The organism is Gorillibacterium massiliense (assembly GCF_000455485.1).
Taxonomy (GTDB): domain Bacteria; phylum Bacillota; class Bacilli; order Paenibacillales; family NBRC-103111; genus Gorillibacterium; species Gorillibacterium massiliense.
This window is the reverse complement of record NZ_CBQR020000076.1, coordinates 1-19,740: the sequence shown is the minus strand read 5'-3', so window position 1 is coordinate 19,740 and position 19,740 is coordinate 1. Positions and strand designations below refer to the sequence as shown.

The window sequence follows — 19,740 nt, the reverse complement described above, 5'->3', positions numbered from 1 at the left end:
TGATGATCATTGATCATCGTTTTGATGAGTTTCCTCATCGTCTTACTCACTCGATGTTCAGTTTTCAAAGGACCAAGTGTTGCTTTTTTTTGATGCTTTTTTGTTTCTTTTTCGTCGTTCGCTTTTCAGCGGCGACTTGATTAATATATCACATTTGCCTACCTGATTGCAAGCCCTAATTTTTAATTTCTTTTTTTCAATCGGTTAGAGATGCAGGTTCAGGAGGTTTTTCACCATGCCGCTCGAAGCGGCGAAAACTAATGTACCACAGACCATTTGCCCAAGTCAATACTTTATATACAATAAAAATAACCAATGGCTTTCGCCAATGATTATAATGTAAAGTCTGTATTAGTTTTACACTTTTTATCGAGATTCATGCACGTCTTCCAGCATGTTCCTTATGCTTGTATTTGAGGGTTAAAAGCGTTTTATCCTCACCCGCAGGTACGATAACTTCTTCTATAAGTTCCTTGCCTAGCAGTTTGTCCAAAATAAGGGAGAGGTTAATTTCGGCGTCGTGTAAGCCCAGCCCTTCATAAATCTCACGAATGCCTATAGCGCCACTCTTCTCCAACAGCTTGAGCAATGCCCTGCAGCTTTCCTCCATTTTCGATACAACCGAAAATTCGCATGCCAGATGAACCAACTGCACGCGCTTCAACAAAGACTCGCTGCTCGTGGTTAGTTCTTCATAAAGCTTATAAACACCTAAATTGATCGGCTTAACTTGTTCCCACACCGATATCCCGGGATAGGCTCCTGATTCGATTATCACCAGCCGCGCCCAATGATAAAGGGCTTCCAATAGATAACGGTACGCGTCCAGAAGAAGATGGGTGCGCTCATATTCCTTGCTTTGCAGATACTTCCGGAGAAAGATTGAAAACTCCGCTAAAAGCATCCGTTCCTGCATCTCAGTCGTCAATTCGTCCCATTCAAGACGCAGCTTGCCTAAATAAGCATCCTTATCCAAGAGGATCTCCCCTTTGGTCGCCCAACCCAAGAGCTCATGATTAGTGCCCTTATCCATTTCCATTGTCAGCCGGTTCTTCGATAAGCGAATTTCTTGTATCCTGCAATGGTCTTTTATATAATGAGATAGGCTGATGCCAGTGTCGACAGACTCAATCACCACCAGCAGCATAAGGTCGAAATAATCGGTCAACGTACTGAAATGCGCATCTTTCTCATAAGCAACAATGCCGATTACATCTTCTCCGCTCAGTGATGCCACCAATTCCGACCGTGAACGATTCATTCCAATTGACATCTTGCTTCCCTTCTTTCCTGTTAACCATTTCTACAAAAATAACCGGTTTCCTGCATAGCGACCGTTTGTTCGGGCATCATTATTTTCTTGAAAAGGAGCGCGACCCATGCGACTTAAATCAAGCAAGGTCAATGAGTTCCGTTTGTGGGGCCTGGTGCTTGCCCTTGGCGGAATGCTGATCATGATCATCGGACTCGCCGGAATTGTTTTTCCATGGGGTGAGGCAGGGCGGATACTAGCGGGCGTTTTCTTTGTTTTGGGATTGCTCAGTCTGTTCGCCAGTACGTTCATCTATTTCTGGGCCGGGATGATGTCCACCAGCGCCGTCGTGCTTGAGTGTCCCGAATGCGGCAAAGCGACGAAGATGATCGGCAAAACCGACCGCTGCATGTTTTGCAAAACGATTTTAACGACAGACCCGAGCGTGGCTGGTAACCATCAAGAAAAGACAGAGCAAATCCAGCATAATGTGCAATCTTAATAAACCGGTGAAGATTACTATATAAAAACAGGCCGTCCCTCTACGGGAACGGCCTATTTTCATTTCATTTCATATTAGGGAGTCGGTAGTTGTAAAGCCTTTTCCATCAGCGGCCAAATGTCGGATGTCTCCATGCTGCGGCTCCAGGAAGCGACGCCGCCAAGATCGTATTTCGTGATGAGATCCAATCTTTTTTGCATGGAAAACGCATCTTCGATCCAGATTTTCTTCGTCTTGCCGTCTTCTTGGTACTGAACGTAATGTTGACCGCTCGCTTCATCGAGCTCTGGCGTCAGTTTATTGTCCTGGATGATTTGCTGAACGGAAGACATTTTGGCGGTTTGGGAAGTAACAATGGTCTTTCCGTCTTTCGTTCCCTCACTCCAGATCCGTGTATAAAAGGGAACGCCTAAAATCAGCTTCTCCGGCGGTACCTCGTCCTCCTGTATAATCCGCGCGATTCCATTCTCGACCCACGGCAACGATGCTACAGAGCCTGCTTCCGGGCTGCTGGCCCAATGCTCGTCATAGCCCATCACAATCATGTAATCGACGGATTGGGCGACTGCTTTTCGGTCCATAAATAAAGAGTATGTTTCGGAAGAAGCTTTAACCGTCACATCAATGGACAAGGTGATTCCCTGCTCATGGAGCATAGGAGCCATCTCCCTTATAAACTGGACCATGTTTTCCTTGTCCTTCAGATATACATTTTCGAAGTCTATATTGATCCCATGAAGTTGGTAGGTTTTCGCGTAGGCTAACAACTGACGAATCATTGTCATCCGCAATTCATAAGTGGACAAGGCTACGTGAGTGCGGTCCGGATCGAAACCGTTATTGAAAATCGGCCACAATTGATAGCCGCGTCCACGCACCCAATCGGCAAAATCGGCTGCCGCCTGGCTCGCCACATGCCCCTCACTGTCCTCCAAATTGAACCACTGGGGGCTGAAAACGTTAAGTCCAGGCATCTCCGGAATACCGTCCGTCAGCGGATGCTTCTTGTTATACACCTGTTGCCAGGTGAGATTGATTCGGCTGCCCACAGGTTTCCATGCAGTGAAAGCCGCTGGCCTGCCCGCGCTCTTAATGATCTCAGTCCGTTCCGGTGTAAAATCTTTCTTTTGGATAAATCCTAACGTTCCATCTACTTGCTGTACGCTGTACCAGTCCCCTTCCTCTCCCCATATAAGGGCAGATTCCCCTTGTACAAGATCTCCGCGAATCGGCGCTTTTATAGACGGCTCCGAACGTACGGAATAGACGGTTTCCGGGACTTTGACATCGGGCTTGCCGACTCCCCAGCGGAGGTTGTCCCCTCCTTGCCGCACGATGACGGCTCCTGTCTCTTCCGATTCCAAAATATCCAGTGAATAGACATATTGATTCAAAATATCAACGGGAATGTAGAGAGTCGCTCCATTTTTGGTAACTGGTGTCTTTAGCGCGACTTTGCGGTCATTGACCATCGCTTCGCGCTCATTCGGTTTCAGAAGCAATACATATTGCGGAGTCGTAATGATGACGGCTCCCGAATCTTTTTCATATTGAATGGTATTATCGATATATTCTTGTAAAAAGACGAGAGGCAGAGCCAAGTCCGATTTTTCCCCGGAAGCTCCGATACCCGTATAATGGCCATCGAAAAAAATCGGCTTGGCTACGCCATGATAATCCGGCGGCAAACGGTCGTTGCTCGGTAGAATGTGCTGGATATACAAGCTTGCGGCGATCCCCGTAACAAAACAAAAGACAAGCAGCAGAAACAGACGCCAACTAAGGCGCACCGATCGGTTTGCCATGCTTCACTTCCTTTAACCGGTATAAGAAAACCTCTATCGAAACTTTACAAAGATGAGCGACCGCGTTTCAGAGGTAGGTTTCTTGGTACAGAATGTTTTCGTTCATTATTACTTTAGCAAACTTAAACATTCTGTAACGTTAAAAAAAATGAAAACAAAAAGAAAGACGCTCCCTCCAGCTTCCGTCAGAAACTTCAGGCGCGTCTCATGTGTTCGTGCAACAAATGATTTTGTTGCGTAATGCCCCGTGGATTAATGCTTCAAGGTGCGGGAGCATTCAGGACAGGTCCCGTAGACCTCCAGACGCAGTCCTTCCACTTGGAAGCCCGTTTCTTCGGCAGCAGCAGCTTCAACATCGCCGAGAACAGGGTAATTAAAATCGACTATTTTCCCGCAGTTCGTACATTGGGCATGGTAATGAGTGGACACGTCCGCGTCAAAACGGCTGGACGAATCTCCGTAAGAGAGTTCTTTTACGAGTCCGGACTCGATAAATACCCGCAAATTATTATAGACCGTCGCCACGCTCATACTTGGAAAACGGGTCACCAACGCTTTATAAATCTCATCAGCCGTAGGATGGGCCACGGAATCAAGCAAGTACGACAGGATGGCGTGACGTTGGGGTGTCATTCGCACTCCGGTTGTTTTCAACTTATCCAATGCTTGTTCAAATCGATGTTCCACTTTGCTCACCGCCGTTAAATATGTTACAATCTTACTTTTATTGTAGATAGATAATGTCGAATTTGTCAATGAAGCTTGTTGTACCAAAAAGTGATTATTTTATGATAAGCATTTTATTTTCGCCGAATGTCCACAAAATACAGGACACATCCCGTCCCTATCAGTAAAGCCGCACCAATATATGTACGGTCTACATACCTTATCCATTCCAACAGCTCCGGTTTTTTGGATTTCAGAATGAAATAACCCCCGGCAAGAATCAACAAAATTCCGGTAAGCAGCGACGACGCTTTTCGCCCTTCTCCCGCCCATTGACCCTCCGCTGTATGATCATCTTTCGAATGCTGTATCGGTTCTCCGCGAACAGACTCATTCGCATCCGCACTTCCAAAAGCCATCTTCCCTGCATGATTTCCTGCGAGACTATCTTTACGGCCAAGATGCACGGCGTCGAAGATGTTATAGAAATAAATGACCGGAATAAGACAGGAAAACAAAACAATCAAAGGAATGTTCGGATTGTTTCCGCTTAAATAGAAGTGAGGAATAGCAGCGATATCCAAAGCGAGCAAAAGCATGACAAAGATACCCTTCCGCATATACCCCAGAAAGAAATGGCCCGTCCCCGGTATGAGAAATGCCAAAATAGCGGCAATGATTGTTTTACTTTTTGAACCCCCCGCGGATGGATTCGGCGGCATGAGGGAGCCTCCCTTGGTCATATGGAATCAAATGAGACGCTGGCAACGCCGTCAAGCCCGCGAATTTTCTCCGCTACAACAAGCATCACTTTCAGCTTGGGCACCCGGATCGTAAGGGAAATTTGCAGGCTGCGACCATCGCTGCCCACGTCATCCTTAACCGTCAGTTTTCGAACCAAGACATTATTGGCTTCCAACAGGTCGGAAACCGCGCCTAACGCAGCAGGATTGTCGATGGCGGTTACTTTTAAAGAGTATATCCGTTTATCGATGAAAAACCTTCGCTCGACCCGGTTGAGAATGTACAGACTAATTAGCATAAGCCCCGTCGTCAGCACAGCCCCAAAATAAAACCCTGCCCCTACAGCCAAACCAATGGCTGAGGCAACCCAGAGAGAAGCGGCGGTGGTTAATCCTGTAACATTAAAACCATTCCGTAAAATCGTACCCGCGCCCAAAAAACCGATACTGGGAATAACTTGAGAAGCGATGCGGGAAGGATCCATAGTTACGTGGGGTGCAGCGGAAAAAGCGCTAAAGCCGTACATGGAAATCAACATCAACAGCGCGGAGCCCATACACACAAGGATATGCGTACGAAAACCGGCGGGATGATTGTTCCTCTCCCGTTCATAGCCAATAGCCCCTCCCAAGAGAAGGGCAAGAAGCAGACGCATCGTGAGATGCGCATAATCGATAATGAAAGGATCCAGAGGTCCTCCTCCTTACTCCAGACAACGAGTGTCCTTAACATAGTCTCCAAGGAAAAAACCAGCAACTAATTTTTGTTCCGATTTTTTGCGGAACCCGTGCTTCGTATAGAGCGCGACTGCGGGTGAATTCGACGTTACGGCTGAAACGGTAAAGCGTTCGGCCGTTTTTTCGCTCTCCGCCAGGTAATCAAGCAGGCGGTCAGCAATTTTCCGGCGAAAATGACGCGGATGTACCATCATACGGCTAATTTCAACCGTTTTACCGTTTCGTCGATAAGCGACACAACCGGCTAATTCTTCGGCATTGCTTCCGCCGTTTCCCGACTCTCCCGGATCTCCCTGCTGATCTGACTCTTGCGTCTCAAACCAGCCAATAAAGGTTTCCTCCGAACGACGCAGCGATTCGATGGAATCCTTAAGCGGAGGGAAGTCAGAGAAGCCGATAACCGCCGCTTCTGCCTGATATGAAGCAAGCTGCAGGGAAAGTACCTGCAGCGCTGCCACGTTTTCGGAAAAGTCGATTTTGCGTATCATATTCGTCTACCCGTTCAAACATTCCAAAATCAGCTTATTGGCAAGCCCCGGATTGGCCTTGCCTTTCGATTCCTTCATCACTTGCCCTACAAGGAAGCCGATGGCTTTCTCTTTGCCGGCGCGATAATCGGCTACCGATTGGGGATTGGCTGCAACCACCTGCTCGACAATGGCGCGGATCGCCCCTTCATCGCTGATTTGCACAAGCCCCTGCTCTTCCACAATGGTTTGCGGGCCTTTGCCCGTTTCCAGCATCGCTTTGAACACGGTTTTGGCGATTTTGCTGCTGATCGTCCCTTTTTCCAAAAGGCCGATCATTTCTCCCATGCTTTTGCCGGTGAGGGGAACGTCGCCAAATTCAAGCCCGTTCTGGTTCAAGTAACCGAGAAGGTCGCCCATGATCCAGTTGGAAACGGCTTTCGCATCCTTCGTATAGTTCAAGCTTTCTTCGAAGAAATCCGCCAGCTTTTTGGAGGAAGTGATGACGCCGGCATCATAGGCGGGCAGGCCATACTCCGCCGCGTAACGGACTTTGCGCTGGTCGGGCAGCTCCGGTATCGTCGCCCGAACGGCTTCCTTCCAGTCTTCATCGATTTTCACAGCAACGAGGTCCGGATCGGGGAAATAGCGGTAATCATGAGCTTCCTCTTTGCTGCGCATGGATAAGGTACGGCCGGACACTTCATCCCAACGGATGGTTTCCTGCACCACGGCTTCTCCCCTGTCCAGCAGATCCGCCTGACGGGATTGTTCATATTCCAACGCCTTCTGTACGGCGCGGAAGGAGTTCATGTTTTTCAATTCGGTACGGGTGCCATAGGTTTCCTGGCCGAAGGGACGCAGGCTGATGTTGGCATCCCAGCGAAGGGAGCCTTCCTCCATTTTCACGTCCGAAACGTCGCAGTATTGCATGATCGCTCTGATTTTTTCCAGATAGATCAACACTTCCTCGGGAGAGCGCAAATCAGGATCGGAAACGATCTCGATCAGCGGCGTACCTACGCGGTTGAAGTCCACCAAGGACGCATAACCGCCTTCAGCGTGAGACAGCTTGCCCGCATCCTCTTCCAGGTGCAGCTGCTTGATGCCGATGCGCTTCGTCTCTCCGTCCACTTCGATTTCAACCCAGCCATTTACGCCAACAGGCTTGTACAATTGGGAAATTTGATAAGCTTTTGGGGAATCCGGGTAAAAATAGTTTTTCCGGTCAAAAGCAGTCTCTTCGGCGATGGTGCAATTAAGGGCGAGTGCCGCTTTCATCGCGTATTCCAATGCTTGACGGTTCAGAACCGGAAGGACACCGGGATAGCCGAGGCAAACCGGACAAGTATGAGTATTGGGCGGTGCGCCGAAGGAAGTGGAGCAGCCGCAGAACACTTTCGATTTCGTATGGAGCTCGACGTGAACCTCAAGTCCAACGACAGTTTCATAGGTTTGTGTACTCTGAGTCATCTCTTTTATCTCCCCTTCCTTACAGCGCCGGGCGCTTCAAATGATGGTCTGTGTTCTGTTCGTAAGCGTGAGCCACGCGCAGGACAGTTGTTTCGTCCAATGCTTTGCCGATAATTTGCAAACCGACAGGCAGGCCGTTTACTTGGCCGCAAGGAATGCTGACGGCGGGGATTCCGGCCAGATTGACCGGTATCGTCAAAATGTCGTTCAAGTACATGGTCAGAGGATTGTCGACCTGCTCGCCGATTTTGAAAGCCGGGGTCGGAGCCGTCGGACCGACGATGACGTCGTACTTCTCGAACACCTTGTCAAAATCGTTCTTGATCAGGGTGCGTACTTTTTGCGCCTTCAAATAATAAGCATCATAGTAGCCGGAGCTGAGGGCGTAGGTACCCAGCATGATGCGTCTCTTGACTTCCTCGCCGAAGCCTTCACTCCGTGATAACCGATAGACATCCAGCAGGTTTTCCGCTTTGTCCGAACGGACACCGTAACGGACGCCGTCAAAACGGGACAGGTTGGAGGATGCTTCAGAGGATGCGAGCAAATAGTAAGTCGCAACTGCGTACTCGGTGTGAGGAAGAGAAACCTCTTCGATGACGGCGCCCAAGCTCTCCAGCTTTTTCAGAGCGGCTTGAACCGTTTCTCTCACTTCCGCTTGCACGCCTTCGCCCATATATTCCTTCGGAACGGCGACGCGGAGACCTTTAATATCCCCTGTCAATGCGCTTATGTAATCGGGAACGTCCGTCTTGAGCGACGTGGAATCCTGCGGATCGTTACCGACGATGGCCTGGAGCACGTAGGCGCTGTCTTCGACGTTTTTGGTTACGGGACCGATCTGATCCAAAGAAGAAGCGAACGCCACCAAACCGAAGCGGGAGACAAGACCGTAGGTCGGTTTTAAGCCGACGACACCGCAATAAGCTGCCGGTTGGCGGATAGAACCGCCGGTATCGGAACCGAGGGCATAATAAACTTCCCCTGCCGCCACAGCCGCAGCGGAACCGCCGCTGGAACCGCCGGGTACGTATTCGGTGTTCCAAGGATTATAAACCGGATGGAAGCCGGAATTTTCGTTGGAACCGCCCATGGCGAATTCGTCCATATTCAGTTTGCCGATGATGACGGACCCAGCGGATTTGATTTTCTTCACCGCCGTCGCATCAAACACGGATGTATAGTTGGCCAGGAACTTGCTGGCGCAGGTCGTCAGCGTTCCCGTCGCGTTCATGTTATCCTTAAGCCCTGCAGGCAAACCGAACAACAGACCCCGGTCGCCGCCTTTTTGCAGCTCGTCGTCCAGCACCCGGGCCGTTTCCCGTGCTTCTGCCCCATAAACATTTAGGAATGCACGGACTTTACCATCCACTTGTCCGATGCGCCCAAGGGATTCTTCCACCAAATCCTGCACGCGGAACTCTCCGCCGGTCAATCCATTTTGCAGTTCTCGAATCGATCGTTCAAACAACGCCATGCCGAATCCCCTTTCGCTATTCCAGTACCGCAGGTACTTTGATTTGTCCGTCTTCCTCATCAGGTGCATTAAGCAGAACGGCCTCGATAGGAAGAGACGGCCGAACCTCATCTTCCCTCATGACATTAAAGAGAGGAATCGCATGACTGGTCGGTTCGATGTGATCGGTATCCAGCCCGTTCAATTGCTCGGCATACTGCAAGATGGCATTCAGTTGCCCGGTAAACTTCTCTTTCTCTTCAACGCTCAGCGATAGACGCGCCAAATTGGCTACATGCTCGACTTGTCCAACCGTTATGCTCATTCCATTTGCCTCTCTTTCCACCGTCAGCCTGCTTGGCAAGCTGCAAATTCATGTTTTTCATTATAGCCTAGAGCGCGGTTTTCCTCAATCAGGGGCTATCTATATAAGGATAGCAACTAATCATTTACTTTCTGATGTAGCAAAAAAGCGGAACGCCCTTATCCAGCCGCTCCGCTTGCACATTGCAATGCTAAATATTCAAATCCACGCCTTCAAATTGATCTGCTTGATGAAATCTTCCGGGCTCGTCACTTCCTTGGTAGGTTCCTGGAGCGTTTCTACCGGCTCCCCGTTCATCACCCGTTTAAACAAATCCTCGTTTTTCGTCGCAAGCGCGAAGTCGATCAACGCTTCCCTCTCAATGCGATCCGCTTCCTGAGCGAAAAGGACTTCCTCCACTTCGATATCCTCCACCGTGACGAAAACGTGGCGGTTCGTCTTGGGAATCCGCACGACGTAATCGAAGACGTTGTCCGCGTTACGCTCGTAAGCGATGATATAACCATATTCTCCAATCGGCAGATTCTGTTCGAGATTATCGCCGATGATTATAATTTTTTGACCCAACTGCAGCATGTTGGTTCCCCCTTACCCTAAATCTCTTCTCTATACGATCATTAATTTTAGTATAAATATAATTGAGAGAAACGCAAATCATTCCCCAAAAAAAGAACTTGCCATCCGCTGGACAACCCCCCGTTTCGAGACTGGGATGCCCAATAGATGAACAAGTTCTTTCCTACAGCAGGTGAAATTATGCCCCGCTTGATGAGCGGTGACCATAATGTTTCTTGATGTTTTCCACGGCGTCGCCATCGATGAGAAATTCCGCCTCTGGCGTCGTCAGTTTAATAACCCGGCCCTTCGTGTCAAAAGATGTGTCACCCAGGTGGATCTCGTATACTTCGCCGGACGCTGTCGTGATGATCAGTTCGCCCCAATTTTTCAGTTCATGCTCTACGGCTTCCATTTTCATAGGAAAACACCTCCATTAATCGTCAATAGTATACATTGGACAGATTAGTGGAGGGATGAAACAGCTTCCCAAGATATAACATTCTTACCCCGACTGCCTCAACCTATTTCTGCGCATCCCGGACAGCATCAGTGACCTCCTGAGTAATCCGGTCCCCGCCGCCTTCCTTCCACTTTTTTACGAAATCGTCAAAAGCGCTGACGGGCTGGTCACCGACAATAATATTCAGATAGGTTTCATTTTCCAACTGCTGCAGCGCTTTCCAATCCTTCTCCATCGATGGGGTAGACCCGTAAAAAACAGGATCCACCACGACCATATTCGCCGATACGAGAGCTTGAACTCCGTATTCATAGGATTTCGCCGTTTTCCAGCCGTCCAGATTTTTCTTTGGACTTTCATTCTCCGCTATCGTGTAATCATAAAGCTGCCGGGTACCGGGATCCAGCGTATCGGGACTTACTTCACCCCGAAATGCCTTCTGCATTTCGCTATATCTTTTTTGGATGGCGTCGGCATAATCGATCAGAAGATCGAAGGGATAATAAGCCCGCGGCTGAATACCAGTTTCAGCAACGAAATTATCCAGCTTGCGGACCTCTGCCGCATTAGGATCCTGCCGCCGTTCATAACGGGTAAAGGCGTTCAAAAGCTTGACCACCGCTTCGGGATGTTTGTAGCCTTTTCGGACAACCAAATAGCGATCGGTAACAGGAGCGGAATGAGTGACAAATTTTCCGTCCGCATCCAGGGGAAAAGCAAATGCCCGCCATTCGGCTTTGGTATCCGCCGCAACCGCCTCGGACAAAGGCCAATAGGGCATCCACCAGGGACCGAAAAACAGCCCGCATTTATTGGCGATAATGGGATCCGCCGCATCATTGTAGAGAGCAAACTGCTTGTCGATCAAGCCTTTTTTATACCAGTCGGATAATAGATACAGAACGGATTTATTCTCTTCCATGATCGAGCCATATTGGATGGAACCGTCATCTCCCCGAATCCAATTCTTCGGAAAAGCGTGAAATGCGCTGAACAGCGTATCCAATCCGCCAACGGCCGGTTTCCCCCCGTATACCAACCGCTTGTAGCTGGTAAGCCCCACGGTATCGCGTTTTCCGTCCCCATCGGGATCCCTTTCGATAAAAGCCCGGGCAACCTGCTCCAGCTCTCCGATGGTTTTAGGTGGCTCAAGGCCCAATTTATCAAGCCAATCCTGACGAATCCACAAAAGCGATGGAGCGTCCGCCTCAATGGCTACATTGGGCAAACCAAACATTCTGCCATTCCGGGAAGCATCCTGAACGGCAACGCCATCCGTCGAATCGTACATATCTTTGATCAGCGAAGAACCATACTTGGCGAAGACGTCGGTCAAATCCTCCACCATGTCCCCATCAATCAACTTGCGCAGTTGATTGCGGTCCACGACCATCGCATCCGGCAAATCGTTGCTGGCGATGGCCATGTCTACCTTTTGCCAAAAGGCATCATCGCCCTTCGCCTCCCAGTTGTGAACCACCTTGATATTAGTCAGGCTCTCCAAGTAGCGGGTAACGGGATTATTGTCATTGGTATCTCCGCTGGTCAGCTTTGCATCCGGTATGAGAAAGCCAACACGCAAGGTTAACGGGGTATCCATTTTGCCGTAGGCCCATTCCTCGTCGTTATTCGGACCGGCAGAAGAATGCGGTTTTCCTATCCCTCCGCTGCACCCGCTAAAAATGAGGATACTGCCAAGGGTTAACGCCATCATTTTCTTTTTCACGTTATGTCCCCCCCCTTTCTGATTCTTGCAGCATATCCTCCTCTCTTATCCCCGGTCTGCCCGAAATTCCGAAGGAAGTTTGCCGACCCGCTCCCGAAACAACTTGCTAAAGTAACGCTCATCTTCGAATCCCGCCATGAAGGCGATTTCATAAACCGGAACGGCCGTATCCAGGAGCAGATCTTTCGCCCGTTCAATGCGCAGCCGTCGCAAGGTGTCGCCGAATGACACGCCGGCAAATTTCAAGAAACATTGGCTGAAATACCCCCGGCTCATATTGACATAGGCGGCCACATCGCCCTGGTTGATCTTTTCTCCCGCATACCGCTTCATATACCGGCTTCCCCGTATTAAGCAAACCATCACTTCCTTGGTGAAGCCAAGCTCCACCATGCGCCGCTGCGCCAAATCTGCAAAGCGCCTCAAGACAGCCTTCAGGCTGAACCAGTTGCGGCAGCCGGCAAGATCAGCGACAAGCCCCGCCGCATCTTCCTGCCGATATAAAAGGCCGTTCCATTCACTGAAAATCGTTTGCGCAAAATGGTGAATAAACCCCGGAGTCGGACGATGCTGTTCCACCGTCTTGACCAGCCGATCCCAATCATTGCAATGAAACGCCCATCTGAGGTCGAAATTCAATTCAAGATCCACTTTTTCTCGATTCGGAAAAGGAACTGAAACGAGCTTGCTCGCCAACTCGGCATAGGAAAGCTGCGGGAGCTCGTCATTTGTGCCGGCATAATACATTTCTTGAGCCAAAGTTGCTCCTAGCGTGTGCAAAACATCATCCAGCGGTTCTTCCGCCGCGCCGAACAAAAGCGCAGCTTGCCAGTGCATCCGAGGCAAACATGCGATTTCCTTCAGCAGTTCATCCTTGGGAGGTTCGTGGACAAGGGACGTGATTCCTCCGCCTCCGCCCATGATGATAAAGGGATTCCGCCTGACGCTGGGAAGGCGAAACAGCTCGGTACTGTCCGCTTCCGCAGTCAAAGGATAAAACAAGAGACAGGAAGAGGCGGAAAGCCGCTTGTCATCCTGTTCCTGCTGCACGGTAGGCCGCTCCCTGTCTTCCCACTTGATGCGCTCTACAATCCGCAGCATCGTTTCATCAACGTTGTCCAGCTCCAGCAGCGTTTTCACAATATAATCGATAGCACCGAGACGCAAAGCCTCCTGCACATAATCAAATTCATGATGGCAGGTCAATACGACGGAACGCATATGGGGAAACCGTTTCCTTACCTGCTTGATCAGGTCGAAACCGGACATTCCGGGCATCGTGATATCGGCAAACAGCAAATCAGCCTCTACCTGCCCAAGCAGTTCCAGAGCTGATTCCCCATCACCGCAGTCACCGACGATGGCAATTCCGTAAGAGGACCAGTCGATCATCGATATAAAGCCTTTTCTCACCAGTTTTTCATCGTCAACTACAATGGCTCTAATCACCGAAATCCTCCCTCGCTTTCCGCGGAATTTCAATGGAAATCCTCGTTCCGGCGCCCGGTTCGCTTTCGATGCGGAATTGCATGTCATCCCCGTAATAAGTCCGCAGCATCCGGTTGACATAGGACAATCCAATGCCGAGTCCCCGGCGGCTTGAGCCTTCCTGATCGGACAACAGGCGTTCCATTTCCGCAGCGTTCAAACCGGCTCCGTTGTCTTCCACGCACAAGTGCACCCTGTCCTCGCCTGCTTGCTCGATGCGAATGTCAATTCTTCCGTTTCTGCCGCTCATGCCGTGGTAAATGGCGTTTTCCACCAAGGGTTGCAGCAAAAACCGCGGGACGGCAACCGCCCAAAGATCTTCATCGGCTGCCAAATGATATTCAAATTCATAATCATAGCGAATCCGCTGCAGCTCCATATAGTGATTGAGAGCTTCGATCTCATCGCGGATCGTCACGATCAGACTCTGTTTGCCTAAATTATATTGAAGAACTTTAACCAGCAAAGTGACCAGCTTGTCGATCTCCTTCTGGCCGTTCATCCGCGCCAGCCACTGAACCGTATTGAGCGTATTATGGAGGAAGTGGGGATTGATTTGGCTAAGCAGCTTTTCAATCTCAAACTGGCTTTTTTGCTTCTCGTTAAACGCGACCGCTTCGATTAGCCCGTTGACCTGATCCTTCATTTCCTGAAAGTTGTTCAAAACGAAATCAAATTCTTCCACCTGCGTAAAGGATACCGGTACCGTCCGGTTTTCTGTCATCCGCACGATCTCCGTATTGACCTTGCGCAGCGGCCGATAAACCTGCTTCCAGATCTGCAAGGCTAAAAGGCCGGCGAAGAGAAGGGTCAGCAAAGTGACGGCTGCCATTTTATACAGCCAGGAATTGATTTCACTGTTGTATGTAGAGTTCTTTACTGCCGTAACCAGCTCCCAGCCTTGGGGACTGGTGTAGCGAAATAAATGATACCCGCCCACCTCCTGATGGGCTTCATGGCTTTCGTGCCGTACGGCATCTTGTATTTTGGCAGGGATGGAATCGTCCTCGGTGTACGTGATGACTCGATCCTCGTTGACGAGCATACGGACGACATCCATGCCGTAGGAGTCTTGATTCAACAGCTTCCCCAATAGATTGTAGTTGGACTCCAGGTAAATCACCAAATGGTGGTTGCCATCTACCTGAACGACCCGCTGTTCGGAAAAGACCAAATTATCGCTGTTGCTGTACAGCGTGTTGTGAGGGCCGGAGTAGCTGCCTCCATTATAGTGGATAAAAGGCGGAAGACTGCGGATATCGAAGCCGCGGTCCAATGTCAGATTCGTCGCGAGCACGGTATCCCCAGCATCCTGCAGCACATAAGCAGTTAAGCCAAGATACGGGTTGGTGAAGTTAACCAAATTCATCTTATCGTTGATGGACGTCATCATTTGGGATTTCTCGTAGATTTGTTGCTCTTGGAGATAGTTCGACACCTCTTTGACGATTTGGCCGTCCAGGGCAAACTGCTTCGAGGCGAAATCGAGGTTATTGATGGTGTTCTCCAGGCTGCCCGCTTCCTGCAGCAGGCTTGCGCCGATGCCCTTTTGAATCTTGCCCGTCAAAATCGAATAGATGGAGGAATAGGCCAGCGTTCCGACCAATAGAAGGGGAAGCAGGCTCCCCAACATCAGATAGATAACGAGAGTCTGCCGCAAGGATCTGGTTTTGCTTCGGTTGCGCCGCCGGATAAAAGGAACGGCCATGCTCAGCATCTACTCCATTTCAGCCCGGCTTGAACCCGGCTTTATCTGAATCTAGTGGTTGCTGTCTCGATTATACCATGATGGGACGTCAGGCAAACAGGTTGATCACCCGCAAGCCTGACGCCCCGCTTGGAAAATCGAAAGGATTATTTCACGCTCTTTCTTGCTTCAAACAGTTCCTTTGCTTTCTCGACGGAGTACGTCATCACGTCGTCATAACCGAGACCCTTCACCTTGTCGAGCATATCTTTCTTCAGCTTGTTGTACTCGGCCTCGTTCTTCGCAAACACCATCATCCAGGAATATTGTTGAATAATGGTACCGATCTGTTTGTTCTTCTGTTCCAGCGTTTTGTCCATGGTGAGCGGTTCTTTACCGGTGAAGCCTTGAGGTGCGACAGCTAGGGCATTGTTCTTGACAAAATACTCCTTAGCCGTGAGCACGCCCATCTTTTCCCGCCAATCGCTTACCAGTTTCGACGGGTTGCGCTTCAGCGTCGTTTCCCACAGATTGTGGTCATACGCTTCCTTCGTTTCTGGGTTGATTGCACCTGGAATGACAAAGGAGAAGTTCATTTGATTTTGGCCGTAGTAGTAGTCGCCTCCGCCGTATTCGGCTGGAATCTTTGTTCCTTTTTGATCTTGGTAAGCCGTCCAGCCAAAGTCAGTGACGAAGGGTTTGCCTTCGCTGTTGATATCCCAGGTCAAGCCTTTAGGCCCGTTGGGAACGGCGGTTCCGCTGCCTGCCGACATCATGGCGCCTTCCGGGGTGTACATCCAGTTGATGAATTCCATGATCCGCTCCGGATGCTTCGCTTTCGAGCCGATGGCGATGATGCCGTTGCCGCCGTATTGGTTAAAGCCGGTCGAGTACATCAGCTCGTCTTTGAAGGGAACAAGGGCAAAGCCTTTGCCTTCGGCCGTGCGTTCAGGCGTGTTGTAGTTGGCGGCGCCAAGCCATGGGAACCAGGAGAAAAGCAGGCGGCCGTCTTTGTATTTGCCGACGACGTCGTCGAACTTTTGCGTAATGGAATCCGGATCGACAAGACCCATTTGGTTTGCGTCAAAATAGAGCTTCAACGACTTCATGTACCAGCTTTCATCTGACAGGAAATCGTAGTATTTCTCTTCGTCGGCCTTTACATATACCGCGGTATCCGGAATTTCGTCGTAGCCGAACATGTTGGCGAATTGCTTGGCCAAAGTCATCTTGTAGTTTCCGTCCCAGTCGGACCAGAAGGAGAAGGCATAGGTTTTCTTGCCTTGTTCGTTTTTCGGCTCCAGCTCTTGCATTTTCTTCAGAACCGTCAAATAATCTTGCACCGAATTAATCGCCGGAGCGCCGACTTTTTGATAGAGATCCCAGCGCAGATCGGGTCCCCATGTCATCTCTGTGCCTTCCGAAGGTCCGGTTGCATCGCCGGATGCGACGTTATTGCCGATACCGTATACAGCGCTTCCGTTCCCAAATGAGATTTTTGCTTTTTCAATGACCTTCGGATATTTGGCAACGATATCCTTGCCGTATTTCTCCAACAGGCCGTCTTTCGTCAAGTCCATCAGCAGTTTACCTTTGATGGCGTTGGGATAGTGTCCCTTGTCATCGCCGAAGACGATGATGTCGCCCATATCGCCGGAAGCCATCATCGTGGCGATCTTATTGTCGCCGCCGTCCATGTTGGAAGCGATGATATTCAGCTTGATATTGAACTTGTCTTTCAACACCTTGGCAAACCATCCCGTTTGTTCCCCGGCGTAGTTCGCCGTCGTGGAGAAGACGGTCAGAGTCAACTCGTCGGAGTGATCCAAGGCCGCATCTCCTGCAGCCGTCGCTTCCGGAGTTTTCGTAGATGCCGTAGCGGAAGAAGCCGAAGGTTTGCTGGACGCCTCCTTTTTCCCTCCACTGTTGCAAGCCGTCAAACTGACTGCGAAAACGGTTACAAGCAATAGAATAAAAAGCTTTTTCAACCTCATGTTCCAATTGCCTCCCTTACCATTCGTTTTATAATCAGCCTCGCTTCAAGAGAATGCGAGGGTAAACCCGTTTATCTTGGCGGAGCATATAAGCGCCTAGCCCATCACCCTTTGACGGCTCCGATCATAATCCCTTTCACGAAGAAACGCTGGAAGAAGGGATAGACCAACAGTATCGGCAGCACGACAATCATCGTCACCGTCATCCGCACGGATGTAGGTGTCTGCATGTTCTGCACGTTGATCGATGCCATATCCTGGCTGCTTTTGATCAAAGCGGCGAGGGAAGACGATTCGTTCAAATAGCGGTACAGCAGGTATTGCAGCGTATACAGCTTGGTATCTGTCACCAAAATGGCGGTATCGATGAAGGAATTCCATTGGTTGACCGCCGAGAAGATGGTAATCGTCGCGAGAATTGGCGTGATGAGCGGAACGATGATGCTCCAGAATAGCCGCATATATCCCGCCCCGTCCAGCATAGCCGATTCCTCAAGCGCCGCCGGGATCGACTCGACGAAGGTTTTCACAAGAATGATGTTGAACGGTGAGATAATAGCCGGCAGTACGTAGCCCAAAAAGTTGTTAGTCAGATGCAGATTGTGCATCGTGATATACCAAGGGATCAGCCCGGCATTAAAGTACATCGTGACGACGATATACCGGTACCATATTTTCCGGCCCCACATGTTCCGTTTTGTAAACAGATAACCGAGAAAAGCGGAAGTGCCTACGGTAAACAAGGTGCCGATGACTGTCCGTAAAACCGAGATGATGGCCGCTTGCTTGAGTCCTTTCAATTTCAAAACATGCATGTAGTTGTCAAAATGGATGCCCCGGGGGTAAAAGGTGATATACCCCATGGTGCTGAGGTCATTGTTGCTGATGGTGTTGATAAACAGATAGTAGAAAGGGTAGATGCAAGTCAGCGTAAACAAACCAAGGAAAAGGCCGTTTATCAAGCCGAAGGCGCGATCGCCCGGGCGGGTTTTCTTTTTCAGCATATCCGGTCCCCTCCTATAGGATTGATTCGTTGCGGAACAGTTTCGATAGGCCATTTGCCAGGAACAGGAGAATGACGCTGACGATGGACTTCAACATGCTGACTGCGGTAGCGAACGGAAAATTATTGCTGAAAGCGATGTTGTAAACATACAGGTCCAGCACCTCGATGGAATCTTTGTTCATCGCGTTCTGGAAGGCGAAATACTGCTCCATACCGTTATTGATGAAATTGCCGATGGACAAGAGCAAAAGCACGAAGAAGGTAGGCATCAAGCCGGGAATGGTGATGTGCCAGATTTTACGGAACCGGCCGGCACCGTCCACCTCAGCCGCCTCGTACAGCTCCTGATCGATACCGGTGATGGCGGCTAAATACATGATGGCCCCCCAGCCTAAGCCTTTCCAGGTGGACCAGGCAATCATCGTCAGCCAAACGTGATCGGTGGAAGCGAGAAAGTTGATCCCATCATTGATAAAGCCAAGCTTGATCAAAACCGTATTCACAACCCCGCCATCCACGGCAAACATGGTGAAGGCAAGAGCGTATACGAGAATCCAGCTGATGAAGTTGGGGATGGTGGTTAGGGTCTGAACTAAACGCCGATACCTGCCACTTTTGACTTCCGAGAGAAGAATAGCGAAGGCAACGGGAAATATGGAGGTTGCGATGCCCAGAAGGCTCATGGCCATCGTATTTTTCAATACCCGCAGCACCTCACCCGTTTGAATCGGGTTGGAAGCGATGGTTCTGAACCATTTGAAGCCGACGTAAGGCGTCTCAGAAAGCGGAATGCCGGGAAAATAGTCATAAAAGGCGTATATCCACCCGCTAAGGGGCAGGTAAGCGAAGATAAAGGTAATGACAAGAAAAGGAAATGCCATGAGGAATAGTTTATATTTGGCAGCCATTATCGTTCCCCCTCACACAGGCTTGGCGGCCTGTTTTGTTTACACTTTCATTGTAGTCTGGTATGCGCATTCCGAGAGAGTGAAAACGAGACGGCGTTCACGGAGAATGGTCGGCAGCAAGTGAACCGTTTTCTCGAAAAAGTGAACCATTTTCACAACAAAAAACGGACTCCCCATTTGCGGGAAGCCCGTTAATTCATAGCCATTTTATAGATATGGATTGTTCACCCGTTCATAACCGATGGTGGTTCTGCCGCCGTGGCCGGGGAAAACCTTGATGCCATCCGCCAATTTGAACAGCTTGCCTTGGATCGAGTTCAGCAGGTCGCTTTCCCGTCCGCCGTATAGGTCCGTGCGGCCTATGCCCATGCGGAACAGCACGTCGCCGCCAAAAAGCTGATCGCCCGTCAGAAAGCTGACGCTGCCCGGCGAGTGACCGGGCGTATGCAGGACGCGAAACTCCTGATCGAGGAGTTTCAAAACCTG

Annotated in this window: 19 protein-coding genes; 1 reads left to right on the top strand and 18 read right to left on the bottom strand. The window is 49.9% G+C overall.

Annotated elements, in window-relative coordinates:
* Positions 1-376: 376 nt before the first annotated feature.
* The gene (locus TJ79_RS26605) at positions 377-1,273 is read right to left on the bottom strand and encodes a nucleotidyltransferase-like protein (RefSeq protein ID WP_155987823.1); all 897 of its coding nucleotides are present in this window, start codon (positions 1,271-1,273) and stop codon (positions 377-379) included.
* Positions 1,274-1,379: 106 nt separating this feature from the next.
* Here TJ79_RS26605 and TJ79_RS08985 point away from each other — a divergent pair, with 106 nt between their 5' ends.
* On the top strand, positions 1,380-1,754 hold the full coding sequence (locus TJ79_RS08985; protein ID WP_040949965.1) for a DUF2614 family zinc ribbon-containing protein: 375 nt from the start codon (positions 1,380-1,382) through the stop codon (positions 1,752-1,754).
* Positions 1,755-1,828: 74 nt separating this feature from the next.
* On the opposite strand, the gene TJ79_RS08980 is transcribed toward TJ79_RS08985, so the two are convergent.
* The 17 genes from TJ79_RS08980 to TJ79_RS27555 all read right to left on the bottom strand — a co-directional run.
* Positions 1,829-3,559 (bottom strand): glycosyl hydrolase family 18 protein, encoded by a 1,731-nt coding sequence (locus tag TJ79_RS08980; protein WP_040949964.1) that lies wholly within the window; start codon positions 3,557-3,559, stop codon positions 1,829-1,831.
* A 252-nt stretch (positions 3,560-3,811) separates the two neighbouring features.
* Positions 3,812-4,192 carry a Fur family transcriptional regulator gene (locus tag TJ79_RS08975; RefSeq protein ID WP_052339420.1) on the bottom strand — a complete coding sequence of 127 codons (381 nt, stop codon included), beginning with the start codon at positions 4,190-4,192 and terminating at the stop codon, positions 3,812-3,814.
* Between the two features lie 167 nt (positions 4,193-4,359).
* Entirely contained in the window at positions 4,360-4,947 is a 588-nt protein-coding gene (locus TJ79_RS08970; RefSeq protein ID WP_052339419.1) for a hypothetical protein, read from the bottom strand.
* A gap of 17 nt (positions 4,948-4,964) precedes the next feature.
* On the bottom strand, positions 4,965-5,624 hold the full coding sequence (locus TJ79_RS08965; protein WP_052339418.1) for an MgtC/SapB family protein: 660 nt from the start codon (positions 5,622-5,624) through the stop codon (positions 4,965-4,967).
* Positions 5,625-5,672: 48 nt separating this feature from the next.
* Positions 5,673-6,194 carry a GNAT family N-acetyltransferase gene (locus TJ79_RS08960; protein ID WP_052339417.1) on the bottom strand — a complete coding sequence of 174 codons (522 nt, stop codon included), beginning with the start codon at positions 6,192-6,194 and terminating at the stop codon, positions 5,673-5,675.
* Between the two features lie 6 nt (positions 6,195-6,200).
* Entirely contained in the window at positions 6,201-7,646 is a 1,446-nt protein-coding gene (gatB, locus tag TJ79_RS08955) for an Asp-tRNA(Asn)/Glu-tRNA(Gln) amidotransferase subunit GatB (protein ID WP_040949961.1), read from the bottom strand.
* Between the two features lie 19 nt (positions 7,647-7,665).
* Complete coding sequence (gene gatA, locus TJ79_RS08950; RefSeq protein WP_040949960.1) at positions 7,666-9,123, bottom strand: Asp-tRNA(Asn)/Glu-tRNA(Gln) amidotransferase subunit GatA; 1,458 nt, start codon at positions 9,121-9,123, stop codon at positions 7,666-7,668.
* Positions 9,124-9,139: 16 nt separating this feature from the next.
* Positions 9,140-9,427 (bottom strand): Asp-tRNA(Asn)/Glu-tRNA(Gln) amidotransferase subunit GatC, encoded by a 288-nt coding sequence (gene gatC / locus TJ79_RS08945; protein ID WP_040949959.1) that lies wholly within the window; start codon positions 9,425-9,427, stop codon positions 9,140-9,142.
* Positions 9,428-9,625: 198 nt separating this feature from the next.
* Positions 9,626-10,003: a hypothetical protein gene (locus TJ79_RS08940; RefSeq protein WP_040949958.1), complete on the bottom strand. Its 378-nt coding sequence runs from the start codon at positions 10,001-10,003 to the stop codon at positions 9,626-9,628.
* A 178-nt stretch (positions 10,004-10,181) separates the two neighbouring features.
* Entirely contained in the window at positions 10,182-10,403 is a 222-nt protein-coding gene (locus tag TJ79_RS08935; RefSeq protein ID WP_040949957.1) for a hypothetical protein, read from the bottom strand.
* A gap of 103 nt (positions 10,404-10,506) precedes the next feature.
* Entirely contained in the window at positions 10,507-12,171 is a 1,665-nt protein-coding gene (locus TJ79_RS08930; protein WP_052339416.1) for an extracellular solute-binding protein, read from the bottom strand.
* A gap of 45 nt (positions 12,172-12,216) precedes the next feature.
* Positions 12,217-13,620, bottom strand: coding sequence for a response regulator (locus TJ79_RS27135; protein WP_040949956.1), 1,404 nt, complete (start codon positions 13,618-13,620; stop codon positions 12,217-12,219).
* Entirely contained in the window at positions 13,613-15,367 is a 1,755-nt protein-coding gene (locus TJ79_RS08920; protein WP_052339415.1) for a sensor histidine kinase, read from the bottom strand. Before TJ79_RS08920 ends, TJ79_RS27135 begins: the two co-directional genes overlap by 8 nt.
* A 146-nt stretch (positions 15,368-15,513) precedes the next feature.
* Positions 15,514-17,340 carry a type 2 periplasmic-binding domain-containing protein gene (locus TJ79_RS08915; RefSeq protein WP_040949955.1) on the bottom strand — a complete coding sequence of 609 codons (1,827 nt, stop codon included), beginning with the start codon at positions 17,338-17,340 and terminating at the stop codon, positions 15,514-15,516.
* A gap of 104 nt (positions 17,341-17,444) precedes the next feature.
* Positions 17,445-18,344 carry a carbohydrate ABC transporter permease gene (locus TJ79_RS08910; protein WP_040949954.1) on the bottom strand — a complete coding sequence of 300 codons (900 nt, stop codon included), beginning with the start codon at positions 18,342-18,344 and terminating at the stop codon, positions 17,445-17,447.
* Between the two features lie 13 nt (positions 18,345-18,357).
* Complete coding sequence (locus tag TJ79_RS08905; RefSeq protein WP_040949953.1) at positions 18,358-19,254, bottom strand: ABC transporter permease; 897 nt, start codon at positions 19,252-19,254, stop codon at positions 18,358-18,360.
* Between the two features lie 207 nt (positions 19,255-19,461).
* A partial coding sequence (locus TJ79_RS27555) for an MBL fold metallo-hydrolase (RefSeq protein WP_040949952.1) occupies positions 19,462-19,740 on the bottom strand: 279 nt, incomplete at its 5' end.

What these genes read in the sequence shown, in the direction of transcription:
- TJ79_RS08980 (WP_040949964.1), bottom strand. Translation starts at nt 3,559, where the DNA reads ATGGCAAACCGATCGGTGCGCCTTAGTTGGCGTCTGTTTCTGCTGCTT.
- TJ79_RS08965 (WP_052339418.1), bottom strand. Translation starts at nt 5,624, where the DNA reads ATGCGTCTGCTTCTTGCCCTTCTCTTGGGAGGGGCTATTGGCTATGAA.
- TJ79_RS08935 (WP_040949957.1), bottom strand. Translation starts at nt 10,403, where the DNA reads ATGAAAATGGAAGCCGTAGAGCATGAACTGAAAAATTGGGGCGAACTG.
- TJ79_RS08960 (WP_052339417.1), bottom strand. Translation starts at nt 6,194, where the DNA reads ATGATACGCAAAATCGACTTTTCCGAAAACGTGGCAGCGCTGCAGGTA.
- TJ79_RS08905 (WP_040949953.1), bottom strand. Translation starts at nt 19,254, where the DNA reads ATGGCTGCCAAATATAAACTATTCCTCATGGCATTTCCTTTTCTTGTC.
- gatC (WP_040949959.1), bottom strand. Translation starts at nt 9,427, where the DNA reads ATGAGCATAACGGTTGGACAAGTCGAGCATGTAGCCAATTTGGCGCGT.
- TJ79_RS08985 (WP_040949965.1), top strand. Translation starts at nt 1,380, where the DNA reads ATGCGACTTAAATCAAGCAAGGTCAATGAGTTCCGTTTGTGGGGCCTG.
- TJ79_RS08970 (WP_052339419.1), bottom strand. Translation starts at nt 4,947, where the DNA reads ATGCCGCCGAATCCATCCGCGGGGGGTTCAAAAAGTAAAACAATCATT.
- gatB (WP_040949961.1), bottom strand. Translation starts at nt 7,646, where the DNA reads ATGACTCAGAGTACACAAACCTATGAAACTGTCGTTGGACTTGAGGTT.
- TJ79_RS08910 (WP_040949954.1), bottom strand. Translation starts at nt 18,344, where the DNA reads ATGCTGAAAAAGAAAACCCGCCCGGGCGATCGCGCCTTCGGCTTGATA.
- TJ79_RS08940 (WP_040949958.1), bottom strand. Translation starts at nt 10,003, where the DNA reads ATGCTGCAGTTGGGTCAAAAAATTATAATCATCGGCGATAATCTCGAA.
- TJ79_RS26605 (WP_155987823.1), bottom strand. Translation starts at nt 1,273, where the DNA reads ATGTCAATTGGAATGAATCGTTCACGGTCGGAATTGGTGGCATCACTG.
- TJ79_RS08915 (WP_040949955.1), bottom strand. Translation starts at nt 17,340, where the DNA reads ATGAGGTTGAAAAAGCTTTTTATTCTATTGCTTGTAACCGTTTTCGCA.
- TJ79_RS08975 (WP_052339420.1), bottom strand. Translation starts at nt 4,192, where the DNA reads ATGACACCCCAACGTCACGCCATCCTGTCGTACTTGCTTGATTCCGTG.
- TJ79_RS08920 (WP_052339415.1), bottom strand. Translation starts at nt 15,367, where the DNA reads ATGGCCGTTCCTTTTATCCGGCGGCGCAACCGAAGCAAAACCAGATCC.
- gatA (WP_040949960.1), bottom strand. Translation starts at nt 9,123, where the DNA reads ATGGCGTTGTTTGAACGATCGATTCGAGAACTGCAAAATGGATTGACC.